This window comes from Acidobacteriota bacterium (genome assembly GCA_035471785.1).
In the GTDB taxonomy this organism is placed as follows: domain Bacteria; phylum Acidobacteriota; class UBA6911; order RPQK01; family DATIPO01; genus JANQFM01.
The window spans coordinates 1-26,760 of the sequence record DATIPQ010000067.1 but is presented as its reverse complement, the minus strand read 5'-3'; the positions used below and the strand labels follow the sequence as shown (position 1 = coordinate 26,760).

Sequence of the window (26,760 nt, the reverse complement as noted above, 5' to 3'; positions counted from 1 at the left end):
CTCTAGGTTTTTCACCTGCGATTCAAGGCGAGACAGGCGATTCTGGACGTCCCTGAGGTCGGCTTCTAAAGCCCGAGACACTTCAAAAAGACCTTTCGTAAGATTCCACAGAGCCTGCTTGACAGGGTCGTTGGAGAGGGGCTTTAGGATGACATCATTATCGTTAAGCGCGCGTCGTGCTTTTTGATGGCTCATGTGCAGTCCTCTATCCCGACGAAATAAGTTCTCTATACTCCATGTTTCCCGTACCGACCATCAGCCGCAGGGCATCCCTGAAGATGAAGGGATTGCGCCGGTTGTTGAACCTGAATTCGAGTTCATCGAGGTAGCGGTCGAGATGTTTGACGGAGACTTTATGATAGGCACCGACGATGGAGCGCTTGAGCAGGCTCCAGACGCTCTCAGCTGTGTTGGTGTGGACCGGTCCGTTGACCCATTCCTCGATATGGTGGTTGACCGTCTCGTGGTCTTGCACCACACCCAGGTAGGCTTGCCATTCGCCGGTGTAGACGGTCGAGTCCTTCTCGGCATGGCCGTGGATGAATTTGTGGAGGGTCCTGCGGCCCCTGTCGCTGATGATGTCGAGCCGGATCTCTCCGCCTCGCTGGGCTGCGCCGATCACCAACGTCTTGCCTTCGCGGTTGCCGCTGCCCACGCCCTTGCGCTTGCCCCCGATGAAGGTCTCGTCCACTTCGACGGTCCCTCGCAGTTTCGGTTCGTCGCCGTTCTTCATGGCCTCTCTGATGCGGTGGCAGAGATACCAGGCGGTCTTGTAGGAAACGCCGATGGTACGCTTGAGCTGGTTGGCGCTGACGCCTTTTTTGGACTCAAGCATGAGATAGATGGCGATGAACCACTTCTGAAGCGGAAGGTGCGAATCGTGGAAAATGGTACCGGCCTTGACGGAGAATTGGTAGCGGCATTCGTTGCAGTCGAATTGTCCCCGGTCCTTGATCTCCGAAACGCTTTCACAGCCGCAGCGTGGACACTCGACGCCATTGGGCCAGCGCACGCCCTCCAGGTACTTGCGGCACTCGTCTTCGCTGCCGAAGTGTTCAATCAACTTAACGAGGTTCAGGTTCTTAGTCTTAGGCATTAGATATGGCTCCAACCAAGAAGAAAATCAGCGACATGAGCGCTGAGGAAATCAACAGGCTCACGAGCGACGACGTGATCGAGCGGGTGTTCGACAAGAAAGTGCTCCGCGAACTTAAGAAGGAAGCCCGCGAAGCTGAAGCCCGCCGGAGCGGCAAGAAGAAATCGTGAACTCGTAGGCCCTAACTCCATACTAGTCAATAGTATCAGAGGGGCGACCTTGTGTCAAGTATATAATCCCGAAACCCAGGGTGGCGCCGCTGTCTCGCTTCGCTCGCCGCGGCTGACCCTGGGCTGGCGAATCGCTCGCCTTCAGCGAGCCCGGACCTGACTTTTAACACAGTCGCCGGGCTGGCGAATCCGTCCCTTGCAGGGACAAGAAAGGGAGGGTCCTGGCTCAGGATTCATGACCGGCAGCAATAGCGAGCAGCCTCATACCGCCGAGAGCAATCAGGCCTTCAGCGCGGTCGCTGAAACTTGATTCGTGTGTGAACTTGCTGGCCACCTAGTGGCCCTAGCGGCTGCCCAGCAAGGATTTGACCCGAGAGAAGAGCGAAGGCTTGTGGGGCTTGTCTGGCGCAGGCGCATTGGCCAGCAGTTTCTCCGGACTCAGTTGCCAGAGGCGCAGAGCCGATCCGTTATGAGAAGCAAGAACGGGACGGGAGGGGTGGAACGACAAGGAGGAGAGGGACGACTTGGAAGCCGGCTCGGGGATAGAGGCAAGTTGGGTCAGGCTGGAGGGGTCCCAAAGGCGCACGGTGGAGTCTTTCGATTTGCTGGCCAGGAGCGCTCCGTCGTGGGAGAAGGCCACCGAGTGGACGGCGTCTTCGTGTCCCTCCAGGGCGCCCACGGGCTTGTCCCGGCCAGGGTCCCAAAGCATCACGGTGTGGTCTTGAGAGGCCGAGGCGATGAGGTCGGCCTGGGGCGAAAAGCCGACGCTCTTGACCTTGTCGGAGTGGCCCTTGAAGAGCTTGACGGGGGTCGCGGTGGACGCTTCCCAAAGTCCCACGGTGCCGTCGTCGGAGGCCGAGGCCAGGATGGAACCGCCGGGAGCCCAGCTGACGTCCAGCACGTAATCGGCGTGTCCTTGCAGGCGGCGCAGTTCGCTCCAGTCCGAGGTCTTCCAGATGAGGATCATCTGGTCGTAGGCAACCGAGGCCAACAGGCTCCCGTCGGAGGAGAAGGCCAGCGACATGACGCTCTTGACGTGTCCGCGCAGGGAATGCAGCTTTTGGCCCGTCTCCACCTCCCACACGGTGAGCAGGTTGTTGACTGACCCCACGGCCAGCAGCCGTCCGTCGGGGGAGAAGGCGCAGCAGGTGGCCATCTTGAGTCCGCACTCGAGGGTGCGCAGCAGGCGTCCGCTCTCGGCCTCCCACAGCCGCAGGGTGCGGTCGGCCGAGGGCGTGGCCAGCAGGCGTCCGTCCCGCGACCAGGCGGGACGCGCTATCCACTGCTGGTGGCCGTCGAGGCGCAGCAGTTCGGCCACGCCGCTTACGGCATCGGCATGATGGCCATCTCTAGACACGGGTGGGATTTTAGCAGAACTGGTTCTTGGGCCGTGGTCACGGCCATGCCCGCCGTGATCGGTCGTCGGGAGCGGCTCTCCTTCGCCAAAGCTATGGAGGGAAGGCCCTTTAGGTTTGCGGCTCGAGTTCGACAAGGGTGTTGTAGTCGGGGACGCCGGAGGCGGCTTTGGGGCCGTGGGGGATGAGGACGTTGCCTTCGGGCCAGTGGACTTGCAGGTTTCCGGGACGCATGGGTGCGCTTTTGGCGTGGCCTCGGTAGCTGCCCGCCCGGGAGCGCAGCAGGACGGGCGCGCCGTCTTTGAGGCCCAGGCGGCGCATGTCGTCGGGATTCATGAGGACGTCCTGGCGGCGGGCTCCCGTGAGCGGGTCGCGCTTGGACTGGACCATGCTGTTGAACTGGCGTCCGCGGCGGGTGGAGAGCATGAACTTGCCATCGGGGACTCCCGAGTCGGGCGGACGCAGCGGCGAGAAAGCCGCTTTCCCCCCCGGACGCGGGAAGTCGCCGTCGCGGCAGAGCAGGCGTCCGCCCCACTGCACCGCGTCGCCCTTCTTGGAAAGCTTCTCGATGCCCGCATACTTGGGCACCGCCCGCGCGATCTCCTCGCGGATCTCCTGAGTGTGCTCGACGTGGATTTTGTCGCACTGGGCGGGACGCGCCGATTCAGCCACTTGAAGAATGACGTCCCACTCGGGACGCGCCGTGCCGATGCGCCGGCCCGGAATCTCGGGCGAGTAATAGATGTAGCGCTCGGTGGAAGTCTCGGTGCCGCCTCCAGGCTGCTCGTAGCGGGTGGCGGCGGGCAGCAGCAGCACGTCTCCCGCCGGCTCCACCAGCATCTGCGAGGAGACCACGATGTCCTGGTGGATGCGCAGGTCCGGCTTGCTCAGCGCCTGGCGCACGAAGTCGGGATCGGGCAGCGTCTCCAGAAAATTGCCGCCCACCAAGTAGAGGACGTCGATTTCCCCCGCCTGGCAGGCGTCGATCTGCGCCACCGCCTCCAGCCCCGGTTTCGAGGGCACCTCGAATCCCCATAACTCGCTCATCTCGCGGGCCGTCTCCCGGTTGACCGGGCGTCCGCCGGGGAAGGCGCCGGGGATGCAGCCCACTTCGGCGCCGCCCTGCACTCCGCTGTGTCCGCGGATGGGCATCAGTCCGCAATGCTCGCGTCCCACGAATCCGCGCGCCAAGGCCAGGTTGACGATGGACTTGACGTTCTCGACCCCATGGGCGTGCTGGGTGATTCCCATGCTCCACACGAAGACCGCCGAACGGGCCTCTCCCAGCAGGCGGGCCAGTCGTTTCATGTCCTGGCGGGTGGCTCCCGAAAGGGCTTCCAGGTCCTCCCAGGACTGTCTTTCCAGCTCCGCCTTGGTCTCTTCGAATCCCTCGGTATGCCGGGCCACGAAGGACTCGTCCAGCGCGCCGTCCTCGATCAGATGCTTGAGGACGCCGTTGAAGAAAGCCACGTCGCCGCCGGTGTGGATGGGGAAGAACTCGTCCATGATCTTGGTGCCGAAGAGCGCGCTCTCGGTCACCGAGGGGACCCAATAGTTATCCAGTCCGGGTTCTTTGTAGGGGTTCACCACCGCCACCCGCGTCCCCTTGCGCTTGGCGTAGTAGAGGTACTTGGTGGTGACGGGCTGGTTGTTGGGAGTGTCGGAGCCGATGAAGATGACCCAGTCGCTGCCGATCCAGTCCTTGTAGGAGCAGGTCGAGGCCGACACGCCCAGGGTTTCGCCCATTCCGGTCGTGGAGGGCGAGTGACAGATGCGGGCCGAATTGTCGACGTTGTTGGTGCCCAGATAGCGGGCCGCCTTCTGGGCCATGTAGTAGACCTCGTTGGTGATGCCCCGCGAGGTCAAATAGAAGGCCAGCCGGTCGGGAGAGGTCTGGCGGATGCGCCGTCCGGCCAGGGCGATGGCTTCCTCCCAGGAAACCTGCTGGAAGCCCTTTTGGCCTTTGCTGCGCAGCATGGGATAGGGAAGCCGTCCCAGCCGCCGCAGTTGCTTGCTCGATTTCTCGGCCAGCAGGGCGACGTCCTCCAGCACCGCCGGATCCAGCGCCGGCATGGTGTTCAGGCGCAGCAGATTGAGGCGGACGGTGCACAGGTGCACCCCGTCCATGGTGAAGTCCTTGAGCCCGGTGGTTCCCAACGCGCATCCGTCGCAAACCCCGTTCTTAAGGATGCGCCAGGCGAAGGGAAGCTGGTCGCGGTTCTCCCAGGCGACTTTGAGCATGTCCCAGTAGTGATTGGGCTTGGTCCGTCCCAGTCCGTTGGGCGAGAGTCCCGCCCAATACCGGGGTACGCGCTTTCGGCTCATGTGGTGTTCGTCCTCGCGCCCCTAATGTAGCAGATGAGCCGATGACAGAGCATGGCGCTCATCCGCTGCGGGCAGCCACCTTGTGAAAAAGGCCGACCTTCTCCCGCCAGGCGGGAGGGGCGCCGTCGGCGACCAAGGCGGCGGTGGCGTAGGCGTCGGCGCGGGCGGCGGGGAGGGGGAGCGCGCCGTCGGTGGTGACCGCCGCCAGCAGGGTGTGCTGGACGGGGCGTCCGCTGCGGGGGTCGATGACATGGCCGATGCGGGCGGGTGCGTCCTGCTGCGCCTCGGGTCCGGAGGATTCGGCCAGGCGCAGCAGGTTGAGGTGGTTGCCCGAGGCGCTCAAGGCCTGGCGGCGCAGATGGAGGCGCAGCAGGCCGCGCTGCTTATCGCGCGGGTCGGCGATTTCCACCCTCCAGCCCGAAGGAGCGGGCGCGTCCAGGGCCAGCACGGAACTCGTGCCGCCATGCAGCAGAGCCCTCTCGACTCCGTACTCGCGCAGGATTTCAGCGGCGCAGTCGAGAGCGTAGCCCTTGGCGATGGAGGAAAGGTTGAGGGTGGCGCCTCCCGTCAGGCGGACGGTGCGCTTCCGGTCGTCCATCAGCACCTTGTGGAAGCCCACCCGGTCCAGGGCAGCCCCCAGCTCGGAGGGAGAAGGACGCCGCCCTTCACGGCGCCAGAATCCCCACGCTTCAAGCAGCGGAGAGACGGTGGGGTCGAAGGCGCCCTCGGTCTCACGGTGGAGGTGGCGGCACAAGGCCAGCAGTTGGTAGAGCCGTGCGTCCACCGCCACGGGAGCCGCCGAAGCCTGGCGGTTGAGGCGCGAGAGCAGGCTGGAAGGCGAAAAGAAGTTGAGCTTCCGCCCCAGGCTTTCGATCTCTTGCAGTGCCTCTTCGCCCACCGCCCGCAGCCGAATCAGGTCTTCTCCGGCCAGCACCAGCTCGAAGCGGCATTTCATGGCCTCGGCGGCCAGGCGGACGAACTTCAGGAAACCTCCAGGGTTTCGGGGTCGAAGTGAAGGGTGCGTCCGCTGAAGTAGGACTCTTCGGCCATGGCCACCGCCGTCATCACCTTGAAGGCCGGCTCCACGCTCCAGGTGGGCTCGTTGCCTTCGCGGATGCAGTTGAGCCACTCCAGCACGTGCACCTGGTTCTCGCCCATCTCGGCAGGCTCCAGCCGTTCTTCGACCGGATCGAACTCTTCGGCATAGACCCGCTCGGGCACCATGCGCACCGAGTTGCCGGCTACGAACATGTTGCCGCGATGTCCGCGGATGAGGTTCTCCAGGCCGGTTTCGTTGATGGTCGACCCGGCTACGATCATGGTGGAGGACTCGAACTCCACCGTCATCACGGTGGTGTCGCCCACGGTGCGGTCGTGATGCAGGTATTGTCCGCCGATACAGGAGACCTTGCGGGGAAACTCGGCGCCCAGTACGTAGCTCAGGCAGTGGATCTGGTGAGGAAGGAGGTCGGTGATGATTCCTCCCGAGAAGCGGCGGTACTTGCGCCAGCGGAAGTAGTATTCCGGGTCGTAGTCGACGTAGGGCAGCGAACCCAGGAAGCGGTTCCAGTCCAGGTTCTTGCCCGGTTCGGCCTCCTCGTCGATATCGTAGTTCCACTCGCCCTCGGGGTTATTGCGGCAGTAGCTGGTCTGGGAAATGGTGACGTGTCCCATCAGGCCCTGCTGGAAGAGCTGGCGGGCCCGTTTCCAATTGGGGGCCTGAAAGTATTGCGACCCCAACTGGAAGACCATGTCGCTGTCCTTGATCAGCTCATAGAGCGACTTGGCTTCCTCGAAAGTGCGGGTCATGGGCTTTTGCAGGTAGACGTCTTTGCCGGCGTGCAAGGCGTCGACGGTGTGGCGGTAGTGCCAGTGTTCGGGACTGGCGATGATGACGGCGTCCACGTCGTTGGAGGCCAGCAGGTCTTCGTGGCTCAGGTAAGGCTTGGCCGACCCCAGTTCGGCGGCGTATTCGCGGCGCTTCTGGTAGACGTCGCAGACGGCGGTAACGTCCGCGTTGGCCAGTTTGCCGATGGGTTGTTCGCCCTGGGAAATGTGTCCCACGTGGGCCGTCCCCATGCCGCCGGTGCCGATGACTCCGACATTGATGCGGTCGTTGGCTCCCAGCACTCGCTCGTAGGAAGCGGCGGAAAGGCGTGAAGCCCCTGCCGCACCGGCCAATGCGGCTCCTGAAGCGGCCAGGAACTGGCGCCGGTTGGACTTTTTGCTCGATTGAGCATTGGGCTTGCTTGGCTTATTCTTCGATTCAGACATCTGATCTCCCCTCCTTGATTCCTGCCCTAGAGTTCGAACTCCGCGGCGTCTATTTCAATGCGTTCTCCCGAGGCGACGGCCTGATGGGCTTTGACGGCCAGAACAGCCGACTGAAATCCTTCCAGGGCTGTTGCCGGGAAGGGTTTGCCCCCTCGCAGCGAAGTCAGAAATTCGCCCACGGCGATGTGAAGCGGGTCTTCTTGCAGGCTTCCGCCGCTCTGGTCGGCCTGTGACGGGATCTTGCCGTCTTGCAGCAGCTTGGTGGCATCGGCCCGCAGCACGATGCCCTCTTCGTTGCCGATTTTCTCGCGGGTGGCGTAAACCTCCCATCCCAGCGTCCGCGCGTCGGCCTCCTTGAACCACCAACTGCGTTTCGGCTGCATGAGGATGCTGCCCTCGCTGCCGTTGATCAGGTAGTACTGGCGACGGAAAGAGTTGGCCAGGCTGGCTTCGAAGCGGCTCAGCAGCCCGTTGGGGTACTGCAGGACGATGTTGACGGTGTCGGGCATCTCCCGTCCGTCATGCCATTTCATCAGCGAACCGAAGCCCGAGACGGCTGAAGGGAACTGCCCCTGAAAGCGCAGCGAATGGTCGAAGACGTGGACGCCCTGCTCTCCTTCCAGCCCCAACGACAGACGCGGATCAAGTCGCCAATTGAGGGCCTCTTCGAAGGAGGCGTCGCTGACCGGGCGCCTCCAGGACGTATTTTGGTAATCGTGCCCCTCTTCGGTGACCAGCGAGCCGACGGCGCGGGCCCGCAGGAAGTTGCCGGTGTGCTCGACCAGCGGGCTGGCCCGGTATTGCAGCCCCACGCCGAAGGTCGAGGAAGAGGCCGCCGCGGCCTGGGCGATAGCCCGCGCGTCCTCTATCGTGGAAGCCATTGGCGCCTCGCAATAGACGTGCTTCCCGGCACCCAGAGCCGCTTCCACCGGTCCGCGGTGCAAGTGGGTCGGCGTGGCCACGAAGACGGCCTCGATATCGGGCCGCTCCTGCAGCATGAGGTTCAGGTCTTCATAGGCGGCGGCTTCCGGCAGCATGCGCGAGACTCGCCTGCGGTAGGGCGGGTAAAGGTCGCAGTAGGCGTCCACCCGGGCCTCCTGCCAAGCCGACAGCGACTCGATGATGGCCCGACCTTGAGGGCCGCAGCCCACCACGGCGCAGACCACGGGCGGACCCTGGAAAAGGGGGGCGCTGCGTCCTCTTAAAGAGGCCAGGGCGGTCACCCCGGCGGCGCTCATCCACAGGAACTCGCGTCGAGAACTCTTGGGGCGGGTCATGTCACGGCAAATCCTACCATAGAGCGAGCTTGGGGCCTATTCCTCTTGGAAGGGCTTGCCATCATTGAACCGATGCCATGATTGAACTTGATTGAGGACTGGACCTTGGACGGGATAAGAGCATCTATGGTAAAAATCTGCCCAGAGGGGTCCTTCGCCTTACGCCTGGGGTTAGCCTGAGAAAATGGGAGGCAATCCGGGCAATTTTTATTGAAGGCAGTCAGCCGGTTGGTCGATTCAGCGTTTCGAAGGGGGAACACTGCCATGAGTCCGACATCCGTCGATGCCGCTGAACTGGACGTCCTGCTCGAGGAGGCCCGTGGGCGCATCGAAAAGCTGGAATCGGCCGACAGCCGCAACCTCTGCCGGCTCGAGCTGGAAGGTCGGCGTGATCTCCTGCAGGCTGTCGTCGACAGTTTCCCCGCCGCTCTCTTTTGGAAGGACCGCCACAGCGTTTATCTGGGCGGCAACCGCAAGTTCTGCCGCGATGCCGGCGTCGAATCCCCTCTGCAACTCGTGGGCAAGACCGACTACGACATGGTGTGGCGCCGCCGCCAGGCCGACTTTTACCGCGAGTGTGACCAGCGGGTGATGTCCTCGCAGCGTCCCCGGAAGGGGATCAAGGAGCCGCTGCTGCGGGCCGACGGCAGCGAAGTGATGATCGAAACCGACAAGTTTCCTCTTCGCGACAGCCGGGGGAGCGTTATCGGTCTGCTGGGGACCTACCGTGTGATCACCCGTCCCGAGGAGGCCGAGGAGGCGCAGCAGGAGTCCGAGTTCAATTTTCGCGACCTGGTCGAGAACGTCAACGACATCATCTTCTCGCTGGGGCTGGATGGTCGGATTCTCTACATTTCGCCGGTCAGCGAGCAGATCACCGAGTACCATCCATCCGAGGTCATGGGCAAGCACTTCCACCATTTCGTCCATGAAGAGGATTTGAAAAGCCTGGAAGAGAGCTTCGCCCGCACCTTGAGCGGCGATTTGAATCCGATGGAATTCCGCATCGTGACCAAGGGCGGCTCCGTCCGCTGGATGCGCAGTTCCAGCCGTCCCGTGCGGCGGCGGGGCGAGGTGGTGGGCGTCCGGGGCGTCATGGTCGACATTACCGAGCGCCGGGCCCTGGAGCAGCAACTGCGCCAGGCCCAGAAGATGGAAGCCATCGGGCAACTGGCCGGGGGCGTGGCCCACGACTTCAACAACCTGCTTACCACCATCCTGGGGCACTGCGACCTGATGTCCTACCAGATGCAAGCCGGCAGTCCCCTGCTGGGCAATCTCTCCGAGGTCCGCAAGTCGGCCATCCGGGCCTCCTCCCTGACTCAGCAGTTGCTGGCCTTCGGGCGAAAGCAGATGCTCAGCCTGGTCAACCTCGACTTGAACCAGGTGGTCCGGGGCACCGAGGGAATGCTGCGCCGACTGATCGGGGAAGACATCGAACTGCGCAGCCGTATGGCGCCGTCTTTGTGGAAGGTCAAAGGCGACCAGACTCAGATCGAGCAGGTCATCGTCAACCTGGTGGTCAATGCCCGCGACGCCATGCCCGAGGGCGGGACGCTGACGATCGAAACCGCCAACGAGAAACTGCGCCGTCCCCGTGTGCTGCCTCAGTTCACCGTACCGGCGGGCGAGTGGGTTTTCTTGGCCGTACGGGATACCGGCACCGGCATCGATCCCGAGACCGAACCTCATATCTTCGAGCCCTTCTTCACCACCAAGGAGGTGGGCAAGGGAACCGGGTTGGGGCTGGCCACGGTTTACGGAATCGTCAAGCAGTGCGGAGGCTATGTGGTGGTCGACAGCCGTCTGGGACGTGGAACGGCCTTCGAAATCTACCTGCCTCCCAGCCAGGCCTCCGCGGGCGAGGCGGGAGCGCCGCCCCCCGAGGCAGAGAAGCCGCGTCCCAGCGGTTCAGAGACTGTTCTGGTGGTGGAAGACGACGCCGGGGTGCGAATGCTGATGTGCCAGATCTTGCGCGACAGCGGCTACGCCGTCATCGAAGCCAAGCATCCTGGAGAAGCCCTGCTCATGAGCGAGCAGTTCGACGATCCTATCGACCTGATGGTGACCGACGTGGTCATGCCTCACATGAACGGCCCTCAACTGGCCGCCCGCCTGCGTCCCCAGCGTCCCGGCATGCGCGTCCTCTACGTTTCGGGATATGCCGGCGAGACGGCCGCCCTGCGCGGAATCGCCGACGGCGACTTTCTGCAGAAGCCTTACAAACCCAACGACTTCGCCCGCAAAGTCCGCCAAATGCTCGACGATTAAGGCTTCCTTCTCAGATTCAATCCGAACGCAAAGCCGCGATGGGATCGACGCGCACGGCACGGCGCGCCGGAAGATAGCTGGCGGCCATGGCGGAAGCCAGCAGGATGAGCACGATGGCGGCGTAGGTCAGCGGGTCGCTCACCGTCACCCCGAAGAGCACGGCTTGCAGAACTCCCCCGGCCGACAAGGTCAGCAGCACCCCGGCCAGCAAGCCGATCAGGCTCAAGCGCAGGCCGCTTCCCAGCACCATGGTGAGCAGGCGCCGGGCATCGGCTCCCAGGGCCATGCGGATGCCGATCTCGCGCCGGCGCCGGTTGACCGAGTAGGCCAGCACGCCGTAAATGCCCACGCAGGCCAGGCCCAGGGCCGAGAGGGCGAAGAGGGCCAGCAGCAGGGTCACGAAGCGTTGAGCCGAGAGAGAGCGGCTGGCGATCTGGCTGAAGGGCGCTGCGGCCGAGAGGGGGAGCTGGGGATCGACTTGAGCCAGGGCCTGGCGCACCGACGGCACCAATGCGGCGGCATCGCCTGAGCCGCGGACCCCCACCCACATGGCGTGTCGGATCAGTCCGGTGGCTTCATGAAACTGCTCCATGGGCCGGTAGAAGGTGCTGTTGGGAGGGCGAGCGAAGCTCACCTGACGGACGTTTTCCACCACCCCCACGATCGTGGCCCAGTCTTTGTCCTGGCCGCGCGTGTTCTGGGAGATGCGCTGGCCCAGGGGGTCGCTGTCGGGGAAGTAGGTTTCAGCCAGGGCCTGATTGACCACGACCACGTGTTGGGCGCCCCGTCGGTCGGCCTGGCTGAAGGCCCGTCCCTTGAGCAGGCGCATGCCCATGGTGGCGAAGTAATCGGGAGTGACGACCTGCCAGTCGCCTACCGGCTCGTTGCCCTCCACCAAGGGTCGGCCCTCGATCTCGAAGTCCCAGTCTCCGATCGAACCCGTCAGAGGAAGCCCGCGGAAAGAGGCCGCGTGGCGCACCGACGGCAGGGCGCGGATTTGCTCCAGCAGGCGGCGGTGGAAATCCTCCACCGCCTGCTCGTCGGGATAGGCGGCTTCAGGAAGTCCCAGGAAGAAGACCAGCAGGTTGTCGGGGTCGAATCCCGGGTCGACCTGGCTCAGCTTGTAGAGCGAACGCACTGTGAGTCCGGCGCTGATCACCAGCACCACGCACAGGGCCACCTCGGCCACCACCACCGCCGAGCGCAGGCGCTGCCGCGGGGCGCCGGCGGTGGAGACGCGCTGGCCTCCCAGTCCGTAGCAATGGCTGGAGCGGCTCCAGCGCAGTGCGGGAGCGATGCCGAAGAGGAGCCCGGTGAAGAAGCTCACCAGCAAGGTGAAGAGGGCCACCCGCCAGTCCAGCGCCGCTTCCTGCAGGCGGGGGACGCTGGCCGGTCCCAGAGTCACCAGCAACTCCACCAGTCCCATGGCCAGAAACAGTCCTGCCGCTCCGCCCAGCAGCGCCAGCAGCACGTTCTCGGTCAGCAATTGCATCATGAGCCGTCCGCGTCCCGCTCCCAGGGCGCTGCGCAGGTCCATTTCCAGGCGCCGCAGGTCGGAGCGCGCCATCTGCAAGCCGGCTACGTTGGCGCAGGCGATCAGCAGAAGGAATCCGACGGCGGCCAGCAGCACCCAGAGCGCGTCCCGCGAGGGACCCACCACCTCCTCCTTGAGAGGAGTCAGGAAAGCTCCGTAGAGCCCCTCCTCGGGATAGAGTCCCTGCTCGGTAAAGCGGCGCGCCCTTTGCCTCACCTCGGCGTCGGCCTGTTGCAGGCTGAATCCGTCCTTGATCAGGGCGGCGGCCGCGTACTGGTGCCACCCCCTTATGCTGCGGTCGTAAGACTCCTTCACCGTCAGGGGCAGGATCAGGTCGGTGCTGCGGCCCGCCACGATGTCGGTAGGCAGGCGGAATCCAGGCGGCAGGATTCCCACGATCTGGGCCGGCACGCCGTCGATCTGCAGGGTCTCCCCGACCAGGGCCGGGTCTCCTCCGAAACGGTTCATCCACAAGGCGTGTCCCATCAGCGCCAAGTAATGGTCGGTGTCCTGTGCCTGGCCTGTGGAAACGACCCTTCCCGCGTCCGCCGGAAGCAGGGAGCCCAGGTGAGGGCGGATGGAAAGCACCTGCTGCAAGGAAGGCGTAATGAGGGTCGCCCGGACGCGCTCGGGCTCTCCCTGGCCGGTCAGGTTGACGCTGCCGCTTGACCAGATGGAGACGTGCTCGAGGCTCTCCACCTGGTCCCGGAAGTCGAGGAACTCGGCCATCGACAGTTGGCCCTTGGGCTGTCCGCGCCAGGTGCTCCACAGGGTCACGATGCGGTCGGGGTCGGGGTAGGGAAGCGGCTGCAGCAGTACTCCGTTGACCAGGCTGAAAATGGCGCTGTTGGCGCCGATGGCCAGGGCCAGGGTGAGGACGGCCACGATGGTGAAGAGGGGATTGCGGCGCAGAGAACGCCAGGCAAAGGAAAGGTCTTGTCTCAAGGTACCCACGATGATGCCTCCCCGGCCCTGTACAGCCGAGCTGAGGACTCCCCTGGCGAGGGATCGGCGGATCTGTTTGAGGCGGGCGTCCGCGCCCCGCAGCAGCAAATCGGAGAGCGCCCGCGTCCAGAAGCGAAGACGGGCGGCTGGTCCGCCGCGGTAAGCTTCACGGGCCAGGTCTTCCAGCAGATGCTCCATCTGAGGCCCGCAACTACGCCGCACTTCCTGCGGGTAGAGGAGGCCCAGGCGGCGGCACAGCCACATCATGAGGCGGAACGAGGCCCGCCTGGCCGGTTCCATCTAGGCCTCCCCGATCAGCTTGGCCTTCTCGGCGCTGGAAACCAGGCGGCGCATGCGCGAGGCCTCGGCCGCCGCCACCGCCCGTCCGGTCTCGGTCAGGCCGTAGTAACGCCTTCTCTGATCCTCGTCCTCGGCGGGTTGCCGCGGCGATTCCTGCAGCAACCCGTCCGCCATCAGGCGGCGCAACACGGCGTAAAGATTCCCCGGCATCAGGCTGACCTGCCCCTCGGATTGCCTTTCGATGTCCTTGACGATGCCGTATCCGTGGCGAGGCTCATCGAGCAGGGCCATCAGAACCATGAAGTCGACGGGTTTGAGTGGCAGAAAACGCTCAACCTGGGCAGCGGAGGAAGCGCCTTCCCGACCTTCTTTTCTGCTTGCTTTCATTATAATGATTATCAGTATAGTATGATTCGCCGATTCCCGCAAGGGGCCATTTGTCGCCCTCGAACCGCAGGGGGCCGCACTCTTAAGTGGTTGAATCGAGGCACTTTTACCCTTGCTTCAATTGTGAGACAATCGAGTCGGTATCAGAATCGTGGAGGAGTATCGATGTTTCTTGCCCGGGTATTGCTCATCTCTCTGCTGGCGCCGCCGCTTTCGGGCGGGCAGGAGCCCTCGCCCGCTTCTCAGCGGGACTTGGGGGAAATCGACTTTCCCGTATCGGGGTCGCCCATGGCCCGCCAGCACTTCATCCGGGGCGTCCTCTGGCTGCACAGTTTCGAGTATCCCGAGGCCCGCGAGTCTTTCCAGAAGGCTCAAGAGGCCGATCCCGACATGGCTATGGCCTATTGGGGCGAGGCCATGACCTGGAATCATCCCCTTTGGAACCGGGAAAACCGCGAGCAGGCCCGCCAGGCCCTGCAAAAGCTGGGCGCCGACGGCCAAGAACGGCTGGCCAAGGCTCCCACCGAGCGCGAGAAAGACTATTTGAGGGCGGTGGAGATTCTCTTCAGCGAGAAGGAAAAGACCGTCCGCGACCAGGAATACGCCGAGTTCATGGGGCGCATGAGAGAGCGCTATCCGGAGGACCTCGAGGCGGCCAGCTTTTACGCCTTGGCTCTCTTGGGAACTTGTCACCAGGGACGGCATATCCCCACCTACATGCGGGCGGCCGCTGTGGCCGAAGAAGTCTTCCTGAAGAATCCCCGTCATCCCGGCGCCTTGCACTACCTCATCCATTCCTACGACGATCCGGTGCACGCGCCCTTGGGGCTGCGTCAGGCGCGTCTCTATGCCGACATCGCACCTTCCGCCGCCCACGCCCTGCACATGCCTTCCCACATATTTCTGGCGCTGGGCATGTGGGATGACACCGAGGCCTCCAACATCGATTCCTATCGGGCGGGAGAGCAACGCCGCCAGAAGCGAGATCTTCCCCTATCCGAACGCAACTATCACGCACTTTACTGGCTGCACTACTCCCTGCTGCAGCAGGGCCGCTATGGTGAAGCCATGTCCAAGCTGCGTCTGGTCGAGGAGGACGCCTCCAAGGACGAGGCCGCCCATATCCGACGCCACCAGGCCCTGATGCGGGCGGCCCAGATGGTGGAATCGCGCCGTTTCGACGAGGCGCCTCCGGCGGCGGGGACGCAGGGGCTGAATCCTTCTTCGCTGGCGGCCCAGTTCTTCGCCGACGGGTGGGCGGCGCTGCGAGACGGACGTTTGCAGCGGGCTCAGCAGATCGTGCAGGAGATGAACGAACGCCGCCGTCAGGCCGAAGCCGGCCAAAGGGGCGATACGGCCGGTTATACCAGGGTGGGTCCGCCCCCCACGCAGGAAGCACAGGTGATGGCCCTTCAGTTGCAGGGGTTGCTGGCACTGGCCCGCGAGGAAGCTTCGCAGGGACTGGACTTGCTGCACGAGGCAGCGGCCCGGGAGGCGGAGCTCCCGGCTGGATTCGGACCGCCTGTCCCCGTCAAGCCCTCTCATGAGTTGCTGGGCGAAGTGCTGCTCGAGAGGGGCCGGGCGGCCCAGGCCGTGGAGGCCTTCCAACAGTCCCTGCAACGCCATCCCAACCGGGCTCTGTCGTTGCTGGGCCTGATGCGGGCGGCCTCGGCGGCAGGAGATGGGGAAGCCGCCGAGAAGGCGCGCCGCCGTCTGGCAGAGGTGTGGAAAGATGCCGACGACGAAGTCCGGCCCAGCCAGCTCACCTCTGGTGTCGGCTAGGCGTTCGAGGCAAGGTCAGGAGCAAAGTTCATGCAAGAAGGAACGCTGCGCAAGGAAATTCAACAGAACAAGCCCTTCGCCTCGCTAGGACAGGAAGCGCTGCTTTCTCTCTTCCGCACCACCGACCTGCTCAAGAGGCAGGTTTCCCAGGTGGTGGAGCCCCGCGGAGTGACCCTTCAGCAATACAACGTCCTGCGCATTCTGCGGGGAGCCGGCAGCGGGGGCCTGCCCACTTTGGCCATTGGAGAACGGATGATCGAGCAGACGCCGGGCATCACCCGCTTGCTGGACCGTCTGGAGAGCAAGAGTCTGGTACGCCGCCAACGCAGCCGCCAGGACCGGCGCCAGGTGTTTTGCTATATCACTCCTCGGGGTCTCGACCTTCTCAGCGAACTCGACCAGCCCATCCTCGATATCGACAAGGACGGCTTGGGCATGCTGGAGAGGGACGATCTGCGCACCCTCATCCGCCTCCTCGACCGCATCCGCTCCCAACAGCCTTCTTCCTGAGAGCTTCAGCGATAGTCGAAAAGGACAAAGAGGAGCGCTCCCAGTACCCCTCCGGCCAGCGGACCCAGTACGGGAATCCAGGAGTAGGCCCAGTCCGATCCGCCTTTGCCGGGTATGGGCAGCAGGGCGTGAGCCAGGCGGGGACCCAGGTCGCGGGCGGGATTGATGGCGAATCCCGTGGGGCCTCCCAGTCCCAGGCCGATGGCGAAGACCAGCAGTCCCACCAGCAGGGGTTGAAAGCCGCTGGAAAAAGCCACCGAAAGGTCGATGCCTCCAGGTCCGTCAAGCAGGCTGGCGTTGGCCCCGATGGCCATGACGCCGAAGACCAGCACGGCGGTTCCGATGACTTCGCAGACGAAATTGGAGGCGCTGGAAGGGACGGCGGGAGCGGTGGAGAAGACCCCCAGCTTAAGCCCCGGATCGGAAGTGGCCGACCAATGGGGCAAGTAGGCCAGCCAGGCCAGCCCCGCTCCTACCCAGGCGCCCGCCATCTGAGCCGCCATGTAGCCGGGCACCAGTTCCCAGGGGAAGGCTCCCACCGAGGCCAGTCCCAGCGTCACGGCCGGGTTGATGTGAGCGCCCGAGACGCGTCCCACCGAATAGACGGCCAGGGCAACCGCCAACCCCCATCCCGTGGTGATGACGATCCAGCCCGAATCGTGGCCCTTGGTTCGCTTGAGCAGGACATTGGCGTTGACCCCGACTCCCAGCAGAATGAGCAGCAGCGTTCCCACGAATTCGGCAGTGTAGACAGACATTGGCAAAGGATAGACGAAGCGGGGGCCGTCGCCAAGTTGGGCCTGGAAGCGGACTTTTCAGGTGAAGAAGAGGGTGAATCTTTGTTGCAGGGACAAAGCCGTGTATAATCCCGGTTTTGCGTGCGACTTGAATTCTTATGGGTCGGCAAGACCAGGAAGGCTTCGCTGGCCGACCTGGAAAAAGAATACCTGAAGAGAATCCGCCGCTTTCATCCGGCGGGCGTCTCCACGGTTCCTGAACAGAACCGCAAGGACGCCCATCAAAGCGCCGCCGCCGAGCGTCGCGAGGCGGAGGCGATCCTCAAGCGGTTGCCTTCGCAAGCCCGCTTGGTGGTGCTCGACGAAAGGGGTTCTCAGGTCACCAGCCGGGGACTTGCCGGCTGGCTGAAGCATTGGACTCTAGGCGGGCTTTCTCAGGTCGTTTTCGTGGTCGGCGGCCATACGGGCCTTCCTCAAGAGGTCCGCGGCAAGGCCGACCGGATACTGTCGTTGAGCCGGATGACATTGCCCCACGAGTTGGCACGGGTGGTCTTGCTGGAGCAGATATATCGGGCGGCGACGATCCTTCAAGGACTGCCTTACCACAACGAATGAGGAAGCCGCCATGGCGGCTGCGTTACAAGAGGATACAGATGGACGATAATCAACGACGACAATTCGAAGCGAAACTCCTCGAAAAACAGCAGGAGCTGGTCGACAAGGTCAAGAAGTCTGAAGAGTACGGCAGAGAGGCGGAGTCGGAGGAAGAGAGCCCTGATTTGGTGGACAAGGCCTCCAGTTCCTACACCAAAGAGTTCATGTTTCGTCTCAGCAACTCCGACCGCCAGCTCTTGCAGATGGTCAATGCTGCCATCGACCGCATCCGCAACGGCCAATACGGCGTGTGCCAGAACTGCGAGGAGTCCATCAACGAGAAGCGCCTGGAGGCCGTTCCCTGGGCCCGCCTCTGCCGCGATTGCCAGGAACTCCAAGAACAGGGCAGACTTTAGCGAAGTGCGACGTTCGAAATGCGAAGTTCGCAGGGGCGGCACGGCCAGCCTGGGTAGCGAGTAACAGCACTTCGAAAATCGAACTTGGCAGCCCGCACTTCCTATTGGGTTGTTTCAGGCAGGGGGATGATCTCGAAGCGTGCCTCTTCTTCCAGCACTCTTTCGCCGATGTGGTCCTTCACCTTGACGCTCAGGTTGTAGGTCCCTTGGGGCAGGTCGGTCAGAGGGATATGGCGGACCAGCACCATCCGGTAGGGTGAGAAGTATTGGATGGCGTCCCCGTTGCGCTCCTCCACTTCCTTAACCACCTCTCCCTTGCCGTTCTGCAGGGAATAGGTGATGGAGACGTCGGGAAGCTGGGTGGCCTGATCCTGCTCGATATTGTAAACCTGCATGTAGGACCCTAACTCCTCCCCTTCATAGAAGGAATCGCCCAGGTTGGGCCAGACCTTGAGGTCGCCGATGACGAAGAGGTCGTCGGGCTTGGCGTTGACGGGCGCGGGTTCGATGATCTTGGAGAGGATCAGCGAACTGGCCATCAGTTCCTGCTCTTTGTCGAACCTGGGAACGATCAGTCCTGTCTGCAGAACTCCGGCGCGATTGCTGTTCTGGTCTTTGACCACTACGTCAAGGCGGTAGCGGCGCCCGGCCTCCAGCAGGTTGTTCTTCTGATAGAGGGACTTGATCTGCAGCCCCCTCTGCAGCAGGTTGGGGGGATACTCGGCCACCACCGTCTCTTCGAACTCGCCTTCCAGGCGTCCCACCATGTTGCGGATCACCCCGTAGATATTGACCTTGGCCTGGTGGACGCCGTTGACGAGTTCAAAGGTCAAGTCCTTGTTCTCGAGCTGCACCGCCACCGGGACCAGCACCTGGTTGTCGTTGATGCGGATGTAGGAGCTGTCGACCTGGAAGGGCAGCTCGTTGTAGGTGAGGTTGGTGGAGACGATCTGGCGCAGATCGGGAAACTTGACGTCGGGGGCCCTGGTGGCCAGGGCGAAGCGGCTGTAGCGGGCGAAGGGAGTATCGCGCGACGAATAGCCGTGCTTGTTGAGCCAGGCTGCGTTGCGCTCCAGTCCGGGATGGAAGAATCCTCGGTCGATGCGTCCGCTGTCGACCCTCATCAGTTCCCAGATGGTGGGCGCTGTGCCCGAGATGTAGAGCAGCATGTCCTTCTCTTCGGGGCGCAGGGCCAGGCGGTACTCGCCGCTGAAGGAGTTGTCGACGAACTCCAGCGAGATGTCGCCTCCCATGCCTTCGATGTGGCGGTAGTGCCAGACCTCGAAGGGATAGGTGAAGGTGCGCGTCCCGCCCTCCTGGATGGGCCGCTGGTAGCTTCCTCCCGAGGGGTGGCGCTCGATGTAGTCCGGTTCGCCGTGAATGATGTAGACGCGTCCGCGGTCGGTCATCCAGCCGGGCTTGCCGCTCTGGAAACGCTCGTTGGCGAAAGCGATGCGCCGGTAGTGCTCTTCCTTGAACTCGTTGTTGGCGGTGTTGGGATTGGGATCGCGGCGAAACCAGAATTGCTCGATGAAGGCTTCTTTCTCTTCGGGAGTGGTGAGGCTGTTGAAGACGTCTTTCTCTTCATCGTTGATGATGTACTTGACGTCGGTCTCGAGCCATTTCTTGAAGTAGTCCTCCGACTCTTCCTGACGTCTCTGATCATCGTCCTGGGCCGCCGCCGGGGCGCCCAAGGCCAGAATCAGGAGCAGAAGGGGGAGCAATCTTGCGAGCATAGGTTAAGTCCTCTAGAGAGCATCTAATGGATTTCGAAACGGGTTCGGTTAATGGCGTAGTTTCGCGAATGATAGTCGACGACGTTGACCTGCACGTGGTAGGGCCCCGGACGCAGTTCGGAGAGATCGACGATGGAACTGAAGGCGATGGTGCCGGTCTCGGGATCGGAAAACTTGTCCAGCAGGCGGGGCCCGCTGCTGGCGGGCACCGAGCCGTCCTCGGCGATGAACTTGTAGCTGGCCATCAAGGAGGGGTCGCCGTCGCGCGTCTCCGGGTTGTAGATCTTGAAGTAAAGCACCATGCGGTCCTTGCGGCGGAAGGAGGAGTCGGCCTCGGGCAGGATCTGCCACTGTTCCACCACCAGGTTGCGGCCGAGTCCCGGATCGAATTCCTGGCTGAGGGTGCTGGCCAGCACGATGTCGCTGACGGCCACTTCGCTGGGCGCGTTGGGCGGCGTCTTGACGGATTGGATGGAGGAACCCATATTGCCGCTGAAAACGTCCTTGACCACGGTGGTGATCCGATAATCGCTGTAGGGCAAGTTGAACTCGTTGACGTAGCGCAGACTCTGGTCCTTGAGTTCCTTGTACTGGTCCTTGGTGTAGAAGATGTCCAGCGGCTTGTAGATCTCGTCCACCAGGCTGCCGTCCTCGGCTTTGCGCACCTGCACCATCAGGTCGACCTTGAGATGGCGGATGTCCTTGCGCTTCTCCACCTTGAGGTCCTTGATGGGCAGTTGCCAGGTCAAGGTCAGGTTGGCCATGTCGGGTTCGGGAAAGCACTGAGCCTGCATGTGCACCGGAAGGCTTCCCAGGCTGACGTGGGCCGTCACCTGTTCGCGCAGCACCTGGCGGCTGCTGTCACGGCGCTCCCGTTCGGCCTGGTTCTCCTCCAGCAGGTCTCCGGGGGAGCGCAGCAGGTCTTCGATCATGCGCGCCGAGTCGCCGATTCCCCCCACGGGAGCATCGGTGCCGCGGGTGGAGACGGCGCCAGGACGCCCCACGCGGGTCAGCCGGTAGCGCAAGCTGGTGGGGATGAGGTCGCTCATCTGGACGCCGCCCCGGGCCCAGATCTCGGCCGCGTGTTCCTGGGCCGTAACCGATTCGCCCAGCGTGAAGTCTTGTTCGGTGAGTCCCACGGCCGGCTCGAAGACGGCGATCAGACGTCCCTTGTAGTACTTGGCCGCGGGTAGGGAAAAGTAAGTCCAAACGATGCGTTGGCGTTGGGCCCCGGCGGCGGCGCTGCCTCCCTGTCCGCCGCGCGAAGAGGGGACGCCGCGTCGCGTGTAGACCGAGTCGGCGGTGACGAATTGCTCCTGGTCGGGAGGACCGTGAATGATGTAGACCCGGCCCCGGTCGGTTCTCCAGCCGGGAATGCCCTCGCTGAAGTTCTGGTTGGCGTACTCGAAGCGTTCGTAGAACGCTTCTTTGTACTCGTTTCGCTCACTGTCGGGCGTGGGGTCCCGACGCTTCCAGAATCGTTCGATGAAAGCCCGACGCTCCTCCTTGGTCTTGAGGCTCTCGAATTCCTTGGCCTCGGCCTTGGAGGCGATCCACTTGACTTCTTGCTCGACCCAATCCTTGAAGCGCTCCTCCCCATGCGCCGACGAAAAGGCCCAAAGGCCGATCCAGACGCCGAAAATCAGGGAACGCATAGTCCAAAATTTTATCATAGCCGGGCCGCGCGCGGTAGCGGCCATGGAGGGGGCGGCCAGCCCCTTCCGTCCTCTTCTATATAATGGAGCCATGCTAAGGGTAGGGCGTTGCTTTTGGGCGATCGTTATAGGACTGGCCGGATGGGGGGCGGTTTGGGCCCAGACGGCCTCAAAGCCTTCGGTGGTGCTGGTCACCATCGACACCTTACGGGCCGACCGGGTAGGGGGCGAAAAGTCCCTGACTCCTCACATCGACGCGCTGGCCGGCGAGGGCGTGACCTTCCAGAGAGCCATGGTGCAGGTGCCCATCACCTTGCCTTCTCATGCTTCCATCTTGACCGGCAGCCATCCCCTGTATCACGGCCTCCGCGACTTCGGGGGCATCCGCCTCAAAGAGGAGAGGGAAACCCTGGCCGAGATCCTCAAGTCGCAGGGCTACTCGACGGCCGCCTTCGTCAGTTCCTTCGCCCTCGATTCGACCTGGGGACTCGATCAGGGATTCGACCACTACCATGACGATTTCGACTTGAGCGGCTATCGGGGCGTCGGATTCAACGCCGTGGAGCGGCGAGGCGACCGCACGGTGGACGCGGTGTTGCGCTGGCTGGAACAGGAGGGGAACGCCGCCTCCCCGGGGCCGCTCTTCCTGTGGGTGCATCTCTTCGACCCGCATGACCCTTATGAGCCTCCCCCGCCCTGGAAAGAGCAGTACGCTCAGCGGCCCTATGACGGCGAGGTGGCCTTCACCGACCATCAAGTGGGGCGCTTGCTGGAGGGCCTGAAAGAGAAGGGGCTTTACGACGGTTCCTTGATCGTCCTCATGGCCGATCACGGGGAAGGACTGGGGGAGCACGGCGAAGAAACCCATGGGTTCTTCATCTACAACTCCACGCTCCACGTCCCCCTGGTCATGAAGTTCCCCGCCGGAGAGTACGCCGGCAAGCGGATCGAGGAAGTAGTGCAGTCCATCGACGTGGCCCCTTCCATCTTGCAGGTGCTGAGGATCGCGGGCGGCCGGCGCATGCAGGGGCGGGGACTGCTGGGCCTGGTGCGCAACGGACGCTATCCGGGCAGAGCGTCCAGCTACGGCGAGTCGCTCTACGCCCGCTTCCACTTCGGGTGGAGCTCCTTGACCAGCTACCAGGACGAGCGCTACAAGCTCATCCGCGCGCCCCGCATGGAGTTCTACGACCTGAGGCAGGACCCCGGAGAGGAAGACAACCTCTACGAAGCCAAGACCGCCCTGGCCGAACAGTACGACAACCTGCTGGAGCAGACCATCTCCAAGTTCAAGAACCGCGAGGGCGAGCAGGACCAGAAGCACGCTGAGATGGATGAAGAAACCCGCCAGCGCCTGCAGTCGCTGGGCTATGTGACGGTTTCGGCTGAAAGCGGCAGCGATATGGATGATGTGGGACGCGCCGATCCCAAAGACAAGATCGAGATCTTCTCCAAAGTGCGCCGGGCCACCATCTCCAGCGAAGAGGGCGATTTGCAGCGCTCCATCCAATTGCTGCGGGAAGTCAACGGGAAAGATCCCGACATCTACTCGGCCCGCTATCTGTTGGGACTGAACTACTTTCAGCAGAACAGCTACATGCTGGCGGTGAGCGAGTTCAAAGAGGCCATCCGCGTCTTCCCCGAGTCGGCCGATGCCGTCCACGCCTTGGCTACCGCTTACCTGAGCCTGGGGCTTGAGGAAGAGGCGCTGCTGGGTTTCGAACAATTGACCCGGCTCGAGCCCGAGCGTCCGCGGGGCTATGTGGGGAGGGGCGGAATCGCCCTTAAGGAGAAACGCCTGCGAGAGGCCGAGCAACTCTTCCGCAAAGCCCTGGAGATGGGCGACGACAACCGGGCGCCGGTCGGCCTGGGACGCGCCCTGGTGGCCCAAGGCGACCTGCAGCAAGGCCTGGAGGTCTTTCTCTCGGTGCTGGCCCGCTATCCCAACATGGCCGAGATTCACCAGTTGCTGGCCTACACCTACCGGCAAATGGACCGTCCCCAGGAGGCGCGCCGCCATCAAGCCGCCTTCCAGCGCCTCACGGGCTCGCAACGCTAGGGCCACCACGGTGGCCCTAGTTCTGAACCAGGTCGACGTCCAACCTTATCCCACGCTTTCAGCGTGGATAACGAGCTGCGATGAACCCAGGGTTCTGACCCTTGCCGCGCTACGCTTGCGGCGGGTCCCACCCTGGGCTGACGAATCGCTCGCTTTCAGCGGGCCCGGACTTTCCTGCGGAGATTTCCCGATCGGCGACCGAAAGAGGTCCGAAGTGCGAATGGCGAAGTTCGAAGACCCGAAGGGGAGGAATTCGCTCCCAACGCTGAAAGGCGTGGAATAACGCAACGGCGGTGGCCTAAAACTCTGGACCAGACCGCGTCAATAAATCCTGAATGGAACGGAGCGGCGCAGGGAGCGGCCGGTGGGTTGGTCGGTGATGTGCACCATCAGGTCGTACTCGCCGGGATCGAGGGTCCTGAGCGGAAAGCTGAGGGCGTAGACGATGATGTCGCGGTTGTCGCCCGTGAGGTAGGTGAGTTCCTTGACTTCGGTGGCCGCCACCGGCTGGTTGCCTTGCTTGAGGCAGACGGCTTGCAGGCTGACCTGAGGCTGCTTCCCGTCGTCCAAGGAGGGGTTGTAGACCTCGACCAGGGTGGTCAGGTTCTGGCGGCGGCGGAATCGTTGATCGACGCTGGGGACGAAGATCCACTCGTCCAGTCTGAGCGGATTCTGCTGTCCGTAGAGAATCCAGTCGCGGCGGCTGCGGGTGCGGGCCCGGCGCTGGAATTCGTCGCGGTGGATCACCTCCTCCACCAGCACCAGTTCGCTGGCCTCGAAACCCTCGACCTTGAGCCGCGGAACCTCGATGTCCTTTTCCCAGATGCCGATGCGCTTGTTCTCGATGTCGGAAACCACGACCCGGAATCGATAGGGTCCCGGAGGGGCCGCTAAGCGCGATTGGTAAGAGACCTGGCGGCTCAGAGCATCGTCTTTGTCGAGACTGCGGATACGGTCTTGAAACTGGGCCGCCGCCTGGCCCTCCGGGTTGATCAGCTCAGCGAAAAGGTCGACTTCCCGGGGGCGGGGATCGCCCTCCAGTCCGATCTGCACGTGGAGGGGAATGTTGACGTGCCCTCCCAGGCTGCGCAAAAAGGCATACCCGACCTGGACGGGAAGCAGCGACACGAAGACCCGGCCTTCAACCAGCGCTTCCATCTTGCGCCGCCGCTCCGCACGCTCTTCCAGCACCTCTCCCGAAGATAGGTTCAGGTCGGCTTGAGCCCGAATGATCTCGAACTGGTCGATGAGTTGGCTGCGGAAGGGATCGAAAACGTTGATGAGCAGGTCGGAGAGATCGGCCACCATGGGCTCGCCGGCGTAGACCACTCGGTAGTCGTTGCGCAGGTAATCGCGGTTGGTGATGAAGCGCTTGATGGCCAAATCGCGCTGTCGGCGCCGTTCAAGGTCGTCGTCGTTGCCTACCGATGCGATGATCTTCTGCATGCTGTAGAGATCGGTGGCATCCATCTTTGCGAAGATGATGGTGAAGTTGCTGCGGTAGCTGGTGGCCGAGGGCAGATAGCGGTAGATCCAGGTCTCGCTGGCCGGAGTCGGGAACTCGACGTCGATGATCGGCTGGGCCGTACCCGTCTGGTTGAGGATGTCGGTCGGGTTGCGGACGATGACCTTCTGCTGGCTGCCGTAGTAGTAAGAGACGTTATCGGGCGGGCCGTGGATGATGTAAGCGCGTCCGCGGGCGGTTTTCCATCCCGGTTTGCCTTCCCGGTCGAAGCGCCGGTTGGCGTATTCGATGCGGCGCAAGTGTTCCTGGCGGAACTCGTTGACGACGGTGGACGGGTCGGGGTCGCGGCGCTTCCAGAACAGCTCGATGAAACGCTCTCGTTCCTCGTCGCTCTGCAGGGAATTGAATTCGTCTTTCTCGCGCCCGGAAATGATGTAAGGGACCCGCTCCTGCAGCCATTTTTCGTAGTCCCGTCCTTCCTCCAGGACGGGAAAAGCCAGCATGAGCAAAAGTGCCAGCATAGGTCGCCTCGCCGTGGGGCTGACGTGGGGACAGGCCCGCGGTTATTCGCCGGAAGCCTTCTTGAGCACCGGCTGGAGAGGAAGCTCCACCGATTCCTTGAGCGTCTTGAGAACGATGGTGGTGCGGGTCGAGCGGACGGTTTCGATGGCGCGGATGCGCTTGCGGATCAACTCCGCCAGGTTCTCGGTGTCGGCCGCACGCACCTTGATCAGATAACAATCCTCCCCGTCCACCATGTGCACCTCTTGCACCTCGGGGACCTCGGCCAGCAGGGTGCCGGTATCCACGGCCTGCCCCCGCTCGTCGGTGGAGACGAAGACATAGGCCACCAACTCGAGGCCCAGGACCTGGGGATCGAGATTGGCCGCATAGCCCTGGATCACGCCTTGAGATTCCAGCTTGCGAATGCGCTCGAAGATGGCCGACGGAGCCATGCCTACACGCCGCGCGATCTCGGCGTTGGAGGTACGGGCATTCTGCTGGATGATGTTGAGGATTCTTACGCTGATGTCATCGAGCATTGTGCACCGATATTCGATGGTTTGGGACGAATTGTCAAGAGAGAATCAATTCAGGCGTCCGTTTTTCTTCTTGGGGCGCTCTTTTCAGACGAATTGCCCTACTAATACTGTAAGTCTCAAACGGTTCAGGGGCTTTTTTGATGTTCAGCGATCACCAGTTATCTAAGAGATAACAAGTTCAGGACGCTTCTTGACAGTACGCAGCACGCTCATGGTGCGGGTGCGGTCCACTCCCGGGCAGCCCTTGACGGGTCCTCGCAGAAAGGAGGCCAGGGCCTCAGGGTCTTGCACCGCCACCTTGAGCAGAAGGCAGTCGTCCTGGTCAACGAGATGGATCTCTTCCACCTCGCGCAGGAGGGAGAGTCGGTCGGCTACTGCCGAATCGCGTTGTTGGGGCTGCAGATAAACAAAGACAAAAGCCGAGAACCTGCCGGGTCGGCGCCGGTTCCTGCGCTTAAAGCAGTTTCTCGCCGCCGATGATGCTGCCAGATTCATGAGCCTTCCCAAGTCTATGGTCTTGAGACGCAGCCGACCTCGGCCAGGTTCATCTTTTTGGAGCCGCCCAACGAAAAAGGCCCGCCGCGCTCGGCCGAGAGCGGCGGGCCCAATGGAGATAGGTTCTCCGATACCTAGAATATGAACTTCAGCGCGAACTGAATTTCACGTGCGTCGAAAGCTCCCGTCGATTTTCCGAAGAAGCTCGAGGTGAAGCTGCGGCTGGGCTGGGTCAGGTTGACCCGGTTGGTGATGTTGAAGAACTCGGCGCGGAACTGCAGCCGGGCGTCTTCGCCGCCCATCCAGGGCACCTGGAAGTTCTTGAACAGCGAGA

General features: G+C 62.9%; 23 protein-coding genes. 7 read left to right on the top strand and 16 right to left on the bottom strand.

Going from position 1 to position 26,760, the window contains the following annotated elements:
* The coding region (locus VLU25_09855; GenBank protein HSR68235.1) for a hypothetical protein at nucleotides 1–195 on the bottom strand (195 nt) is incomplete at its 3' end.
* Nucleotides 196–205: 10 nt separating this feature from the next.
* Entirely contained in the window at nucleotides 206–1,096 is an 891-nt protein-coding gene (locus tag VLU25_09850) for an IS1595 family transposase (GenBank protein ID HSR68234.1), read from the bottom strand.
* Nucleotides 1,097–1,101: 5 nt separating this feature from the next.
* Here VLU25_09850 and VLU25_09845 point away from each other — a divergent pair, with 5 nt between their 5' ends.
* Nucleotides 1,102–1,266 (top strand): hypothetical protein, encoded by a 165-nt coding sequence (locus VLU25_09845; GenBank protein HSR68233.1) that lies wholly within the window; start codon nucleotides 1,102–1,104, stop codon nucleotides 1,264–1,266.
* A 343-nt stretch (nucleotides 1,267–1,609) separates the two neighbouring features.
* On the opposite strand, the gene VLU25_09840 is transcribed toward VLU25_09845, so the two are convergent.
* From VLU25_09840 to VLU25_09820, 5 genes are all read right to left on the bottom strand, one after another.
* Entirely contained in the window at nucleotides 1,610–2,623 is a 1,014-nt protein-coding gene (locus VLU25_09840; GenBank protein HSR68232.1) for a WD40 repeat domain-containing protein, read from the bottom strand.
* 109 nt (nucleotides 2,624–2,732) lie between these two features.
* Nucleotides 2,733–4,946, bottom strand: a complete 2,214-nt coding sequence (locus VLU25_09835; protein ID HSR68231.1) for an FdhF/YdeP family oxidoreductase — start codon at nucleotides 4,944–4,946, stop codon at nucleotides 2,733–2,735.
* A 58-nt stretch (nucleotides 4,947–5,004) separates the two neighbouring features.
* Entirely contained in the window at nucleotides 5,005–5,901 is an 897-nt protein-coding gene (locus tag VLU25_09830; protein ID HSR68230.1) for an FAD:protein FMN transferase, read from the bottom strand.
* 26 nt (nucleotides 5,902–5,927) lie between these two features.
* Entirely contained in the window at nucleotides 5,928–7,220 is a 1,293-nt protein-coding gene (locus VLU25_09825) for a Gfo/Idh/MocA family oxidoreductase (protein ID HSR68229.1), read from the bottom strand.
* Nucleotides 7,221–7,246: 26 nt separating this feature from the next.
* On the bottom strand, nucleotides 7,247–8,497 hold the full coding sequence (locus tag VLU25_09820) for a Gfo/Idh/MocA family oxidoreductase (GenBank protein ID HSR68228.1): 1,251 nt from the start codon (nucleotides 8,495–8,497) through the stop codon (nucleotides 7,247–7,249).
* A 264-nt stretch (nucleotides 8,498–8,761) separates the two neighbouring features.
* Here VLU25_09820 and VLU25_09815 point away from each other — a divergent pair, with 264 nt between their 5' ends.
* Nucleotides 8,762–10,768 carry a PAS domain S-box protein gene (locus VLU25_09815; GenBank protein HSR68227.1) on the top strand — a complete coding sequence of 669 codons (2,007 nt, stop codon included), beginning with the start codon at nucleotides 8,762–8,764 and terminating at the stop codon, nucleotides 10,766–10,768.
* 16 nt (nucleotides 10,769–10,784) lie between these two features.
* On the opposite strand, the gene VLU25_09810 is transcribed toward VLU25_09815, so the two are convergent.
* Nucleotides 10,785–13,547, bottom strand: coding sequence for an ABC transporter permease (locus tag VLU25_09810; GenBank protein ID HSR68226.1), 2,763 nt, complete (start codon nucleotides 13,545–13,547; stop codon nucleotides 10,785–10,787).
* A complete protein-coding gene (locus VLU25_09805; GenBank protein ID HSR68225.1) occupies nucleotides 13,548–13,934 on the bottom strand; it encodes a helix-turn-helix transcriptional regulator in 387 nt (128 codons plus the stop codon).
* 165 nt (nucleotides 13,935–14,099) lie between these two features.
* Here VLU25_09805 and VLU25_09800 point away from each other — a divergent pair, with 165 nt between their 5' ends.
* Nucleotides 14,100–15,716 (top strand): tetratricopeptide repeat protein, encoded by a 1,617-nt coding sequence (locus tag VLU25_09800; GenBank protein HSR68224.1) that lies wholly within the window; start codon nucleotides 14,100–14,102, stop codon nucleotides 15,714–15,716.
* Between the two features lie 30 nt (nucleotides 15,717–15,746).
* On the top strand, nucleotides 15,747–16,226 hold the full coding sequence (locus tag VLU25_09795; GenBank protein HSR68223.1) for a MarR family transcriptional regulator: 480 nt from the start codon (nucleotides 15,747–15,749) through the stop codon (nucleotides 16,224–16,226).
* 5 nt (nucleotides 16,227–16,231) lie between these two features.
* Here the strand turns inward: VLU25_09795 and VLU25_09790 are convergent, their stop codons facing one another.
* A complete protein-coding gene (locus tag VLU25_09790) occupies nucleotides 16,232–16,984 on the bottom strand; it encodes an MIP/aquaporin family protein (protein ID HSR68222.1) in 753 nt (250 codons plus the stop codon).
* Between the two features lie 120 nt (nucleotides 16,985–17,104).
* On the opposite strand from VLU25_09790, the gene VLU25_09785 reads away from it, so the two are divergent.
* Both VLU25_09785 and VLU25_09780 read left to right on the top strand, forming a co-directional pair.
* Nucleotides 17,105–17,578 carry a 23S rRNA (pseudouridine(1915)-N(3))-methyltransferase RlmH gene (locus VLU25_09785; GenBank protein HSR68221.1) on the top strand — a complete coding sequence of 158 codons (474 nt, stop codon included), beginning with the start codon at nucleotides 17,105–17,107 and terminating at the stop codon, nucleotides 17,576–17,578.
* Nucleotides 17,579–17,616: 38 nt separating this feature from the next.
* Nucleotides 17,617–17,973, top strand: a complete 357-nt coding sequence (locus tag VLU25_09780) for a TraR/DksA family transcriptional regulator (GenBank protein ID HSR68220.1) — start codon at nucleotides 17,617–17,619, stop codon at nucleotides 17,971–17,973.
* A 101-nt stretch (nucleotides 17,974–18,074) separates the two neighbouring features.
* Here VLU25_09780 and VLU25_09775 read toward each other — a convergent pair whose 3' ends face one another.
* Nucleotides 18,075–19,709: a GWxTD domain-containing protein gene (locus VLU25_09775; protein ID HSR68219.1), complete on the bottom strand. Its 1,635-nt coding sequence runs from the start codon at nucleotides 19,707–19,709 to the stop codon at nucleotides 18,075–18,077.
* Between the two features lie 23 nt (nucleotides 19,710–19,732).
* The gene (locus VLU25_09770) at nucleotides 19,733–21,364 is read right to left on the bottom strand and encodes a GWxTD domain-containing protein (protein HSR68218.1); all 1,632 of its coding nucleotides are present in this window, start codon (nucleotides 21,362–21,364) and stop codon (nucleotides 19,733–19,735) included.
* Between the two features lie 91 nt (nucleotides 21,365–21,455).
* On the opposite strand from VLU25_09770, the gene VLU25_09765 reads away from it, so the two are divergent.
* Nucleotides 21,456–23,423 (top strand): sulfatase-like hydrolase/transferase, encoded by a 1,968-nt coding sequence (locus VLU25_09765; protein HSR68217.1) that lies wholly within the window; start codon nucleotides 21,456–21,458, stop codon nucleotides 23,421–23,423.
* Between the two features lie 321 nt (nucleotides 23,424–23,744).
* On the opposite strand, the gene VLU25_09760 is transcribed toward VLU25_09765, so the two are convergent.
* From VLU25_09760 to VLU25_09745, 4 genes are all read right to left on the bottom strand, one after another.
* Complete coding sequence (locus tag VLU25_09760) at nucleotides 23,745–25,409, bottom strand: GWxTD domain-containing protein (protein HSR68216.1); 1,665 nt, start codon at nucleotides 25,407–25,409, stop codon at nucleotides 23,745–23,747.
* Between the two features lie 42 nt (nucleotides 25,410–25,451).
* Nucleotides 25,452–25,931: an Lrp/AsnC family transcriptional regulator gene (locus VLU25_09755; protein ID HSR68215.1), complete on the bottom strand. Its 480-nt coding sequence runs from the start codon at nucleotides 25,929–25,931 to the stop codon at nucleotides 25,452–25,454.
* Between the two features lie 162 nt (nucleotides 25,932–26,093).
* The gene (locus VLU25_09750; GenBank protein HSR68214.1) at nucleotides 26,094–26,426 is read right to left on the bottom strand and encodes an Lrp/AsnC ligand binding domain-containing protein; all 333 of its coding nucleotides are present in this window, start codon (nucleotides 26,424–26,426) and stop codon (nucleotides 26,094–26,096) included.
* A 134-nt stretch (nucleotides 26,427–26,560) separates the two neighbouring features.
* Nucleotides 26,561–26,760 (bottom strand): hypothetical protein (locus VLU25_09745; protein HSR68213.1); only part of this gene is annotated, 200 nt, incomplete at its 5' end.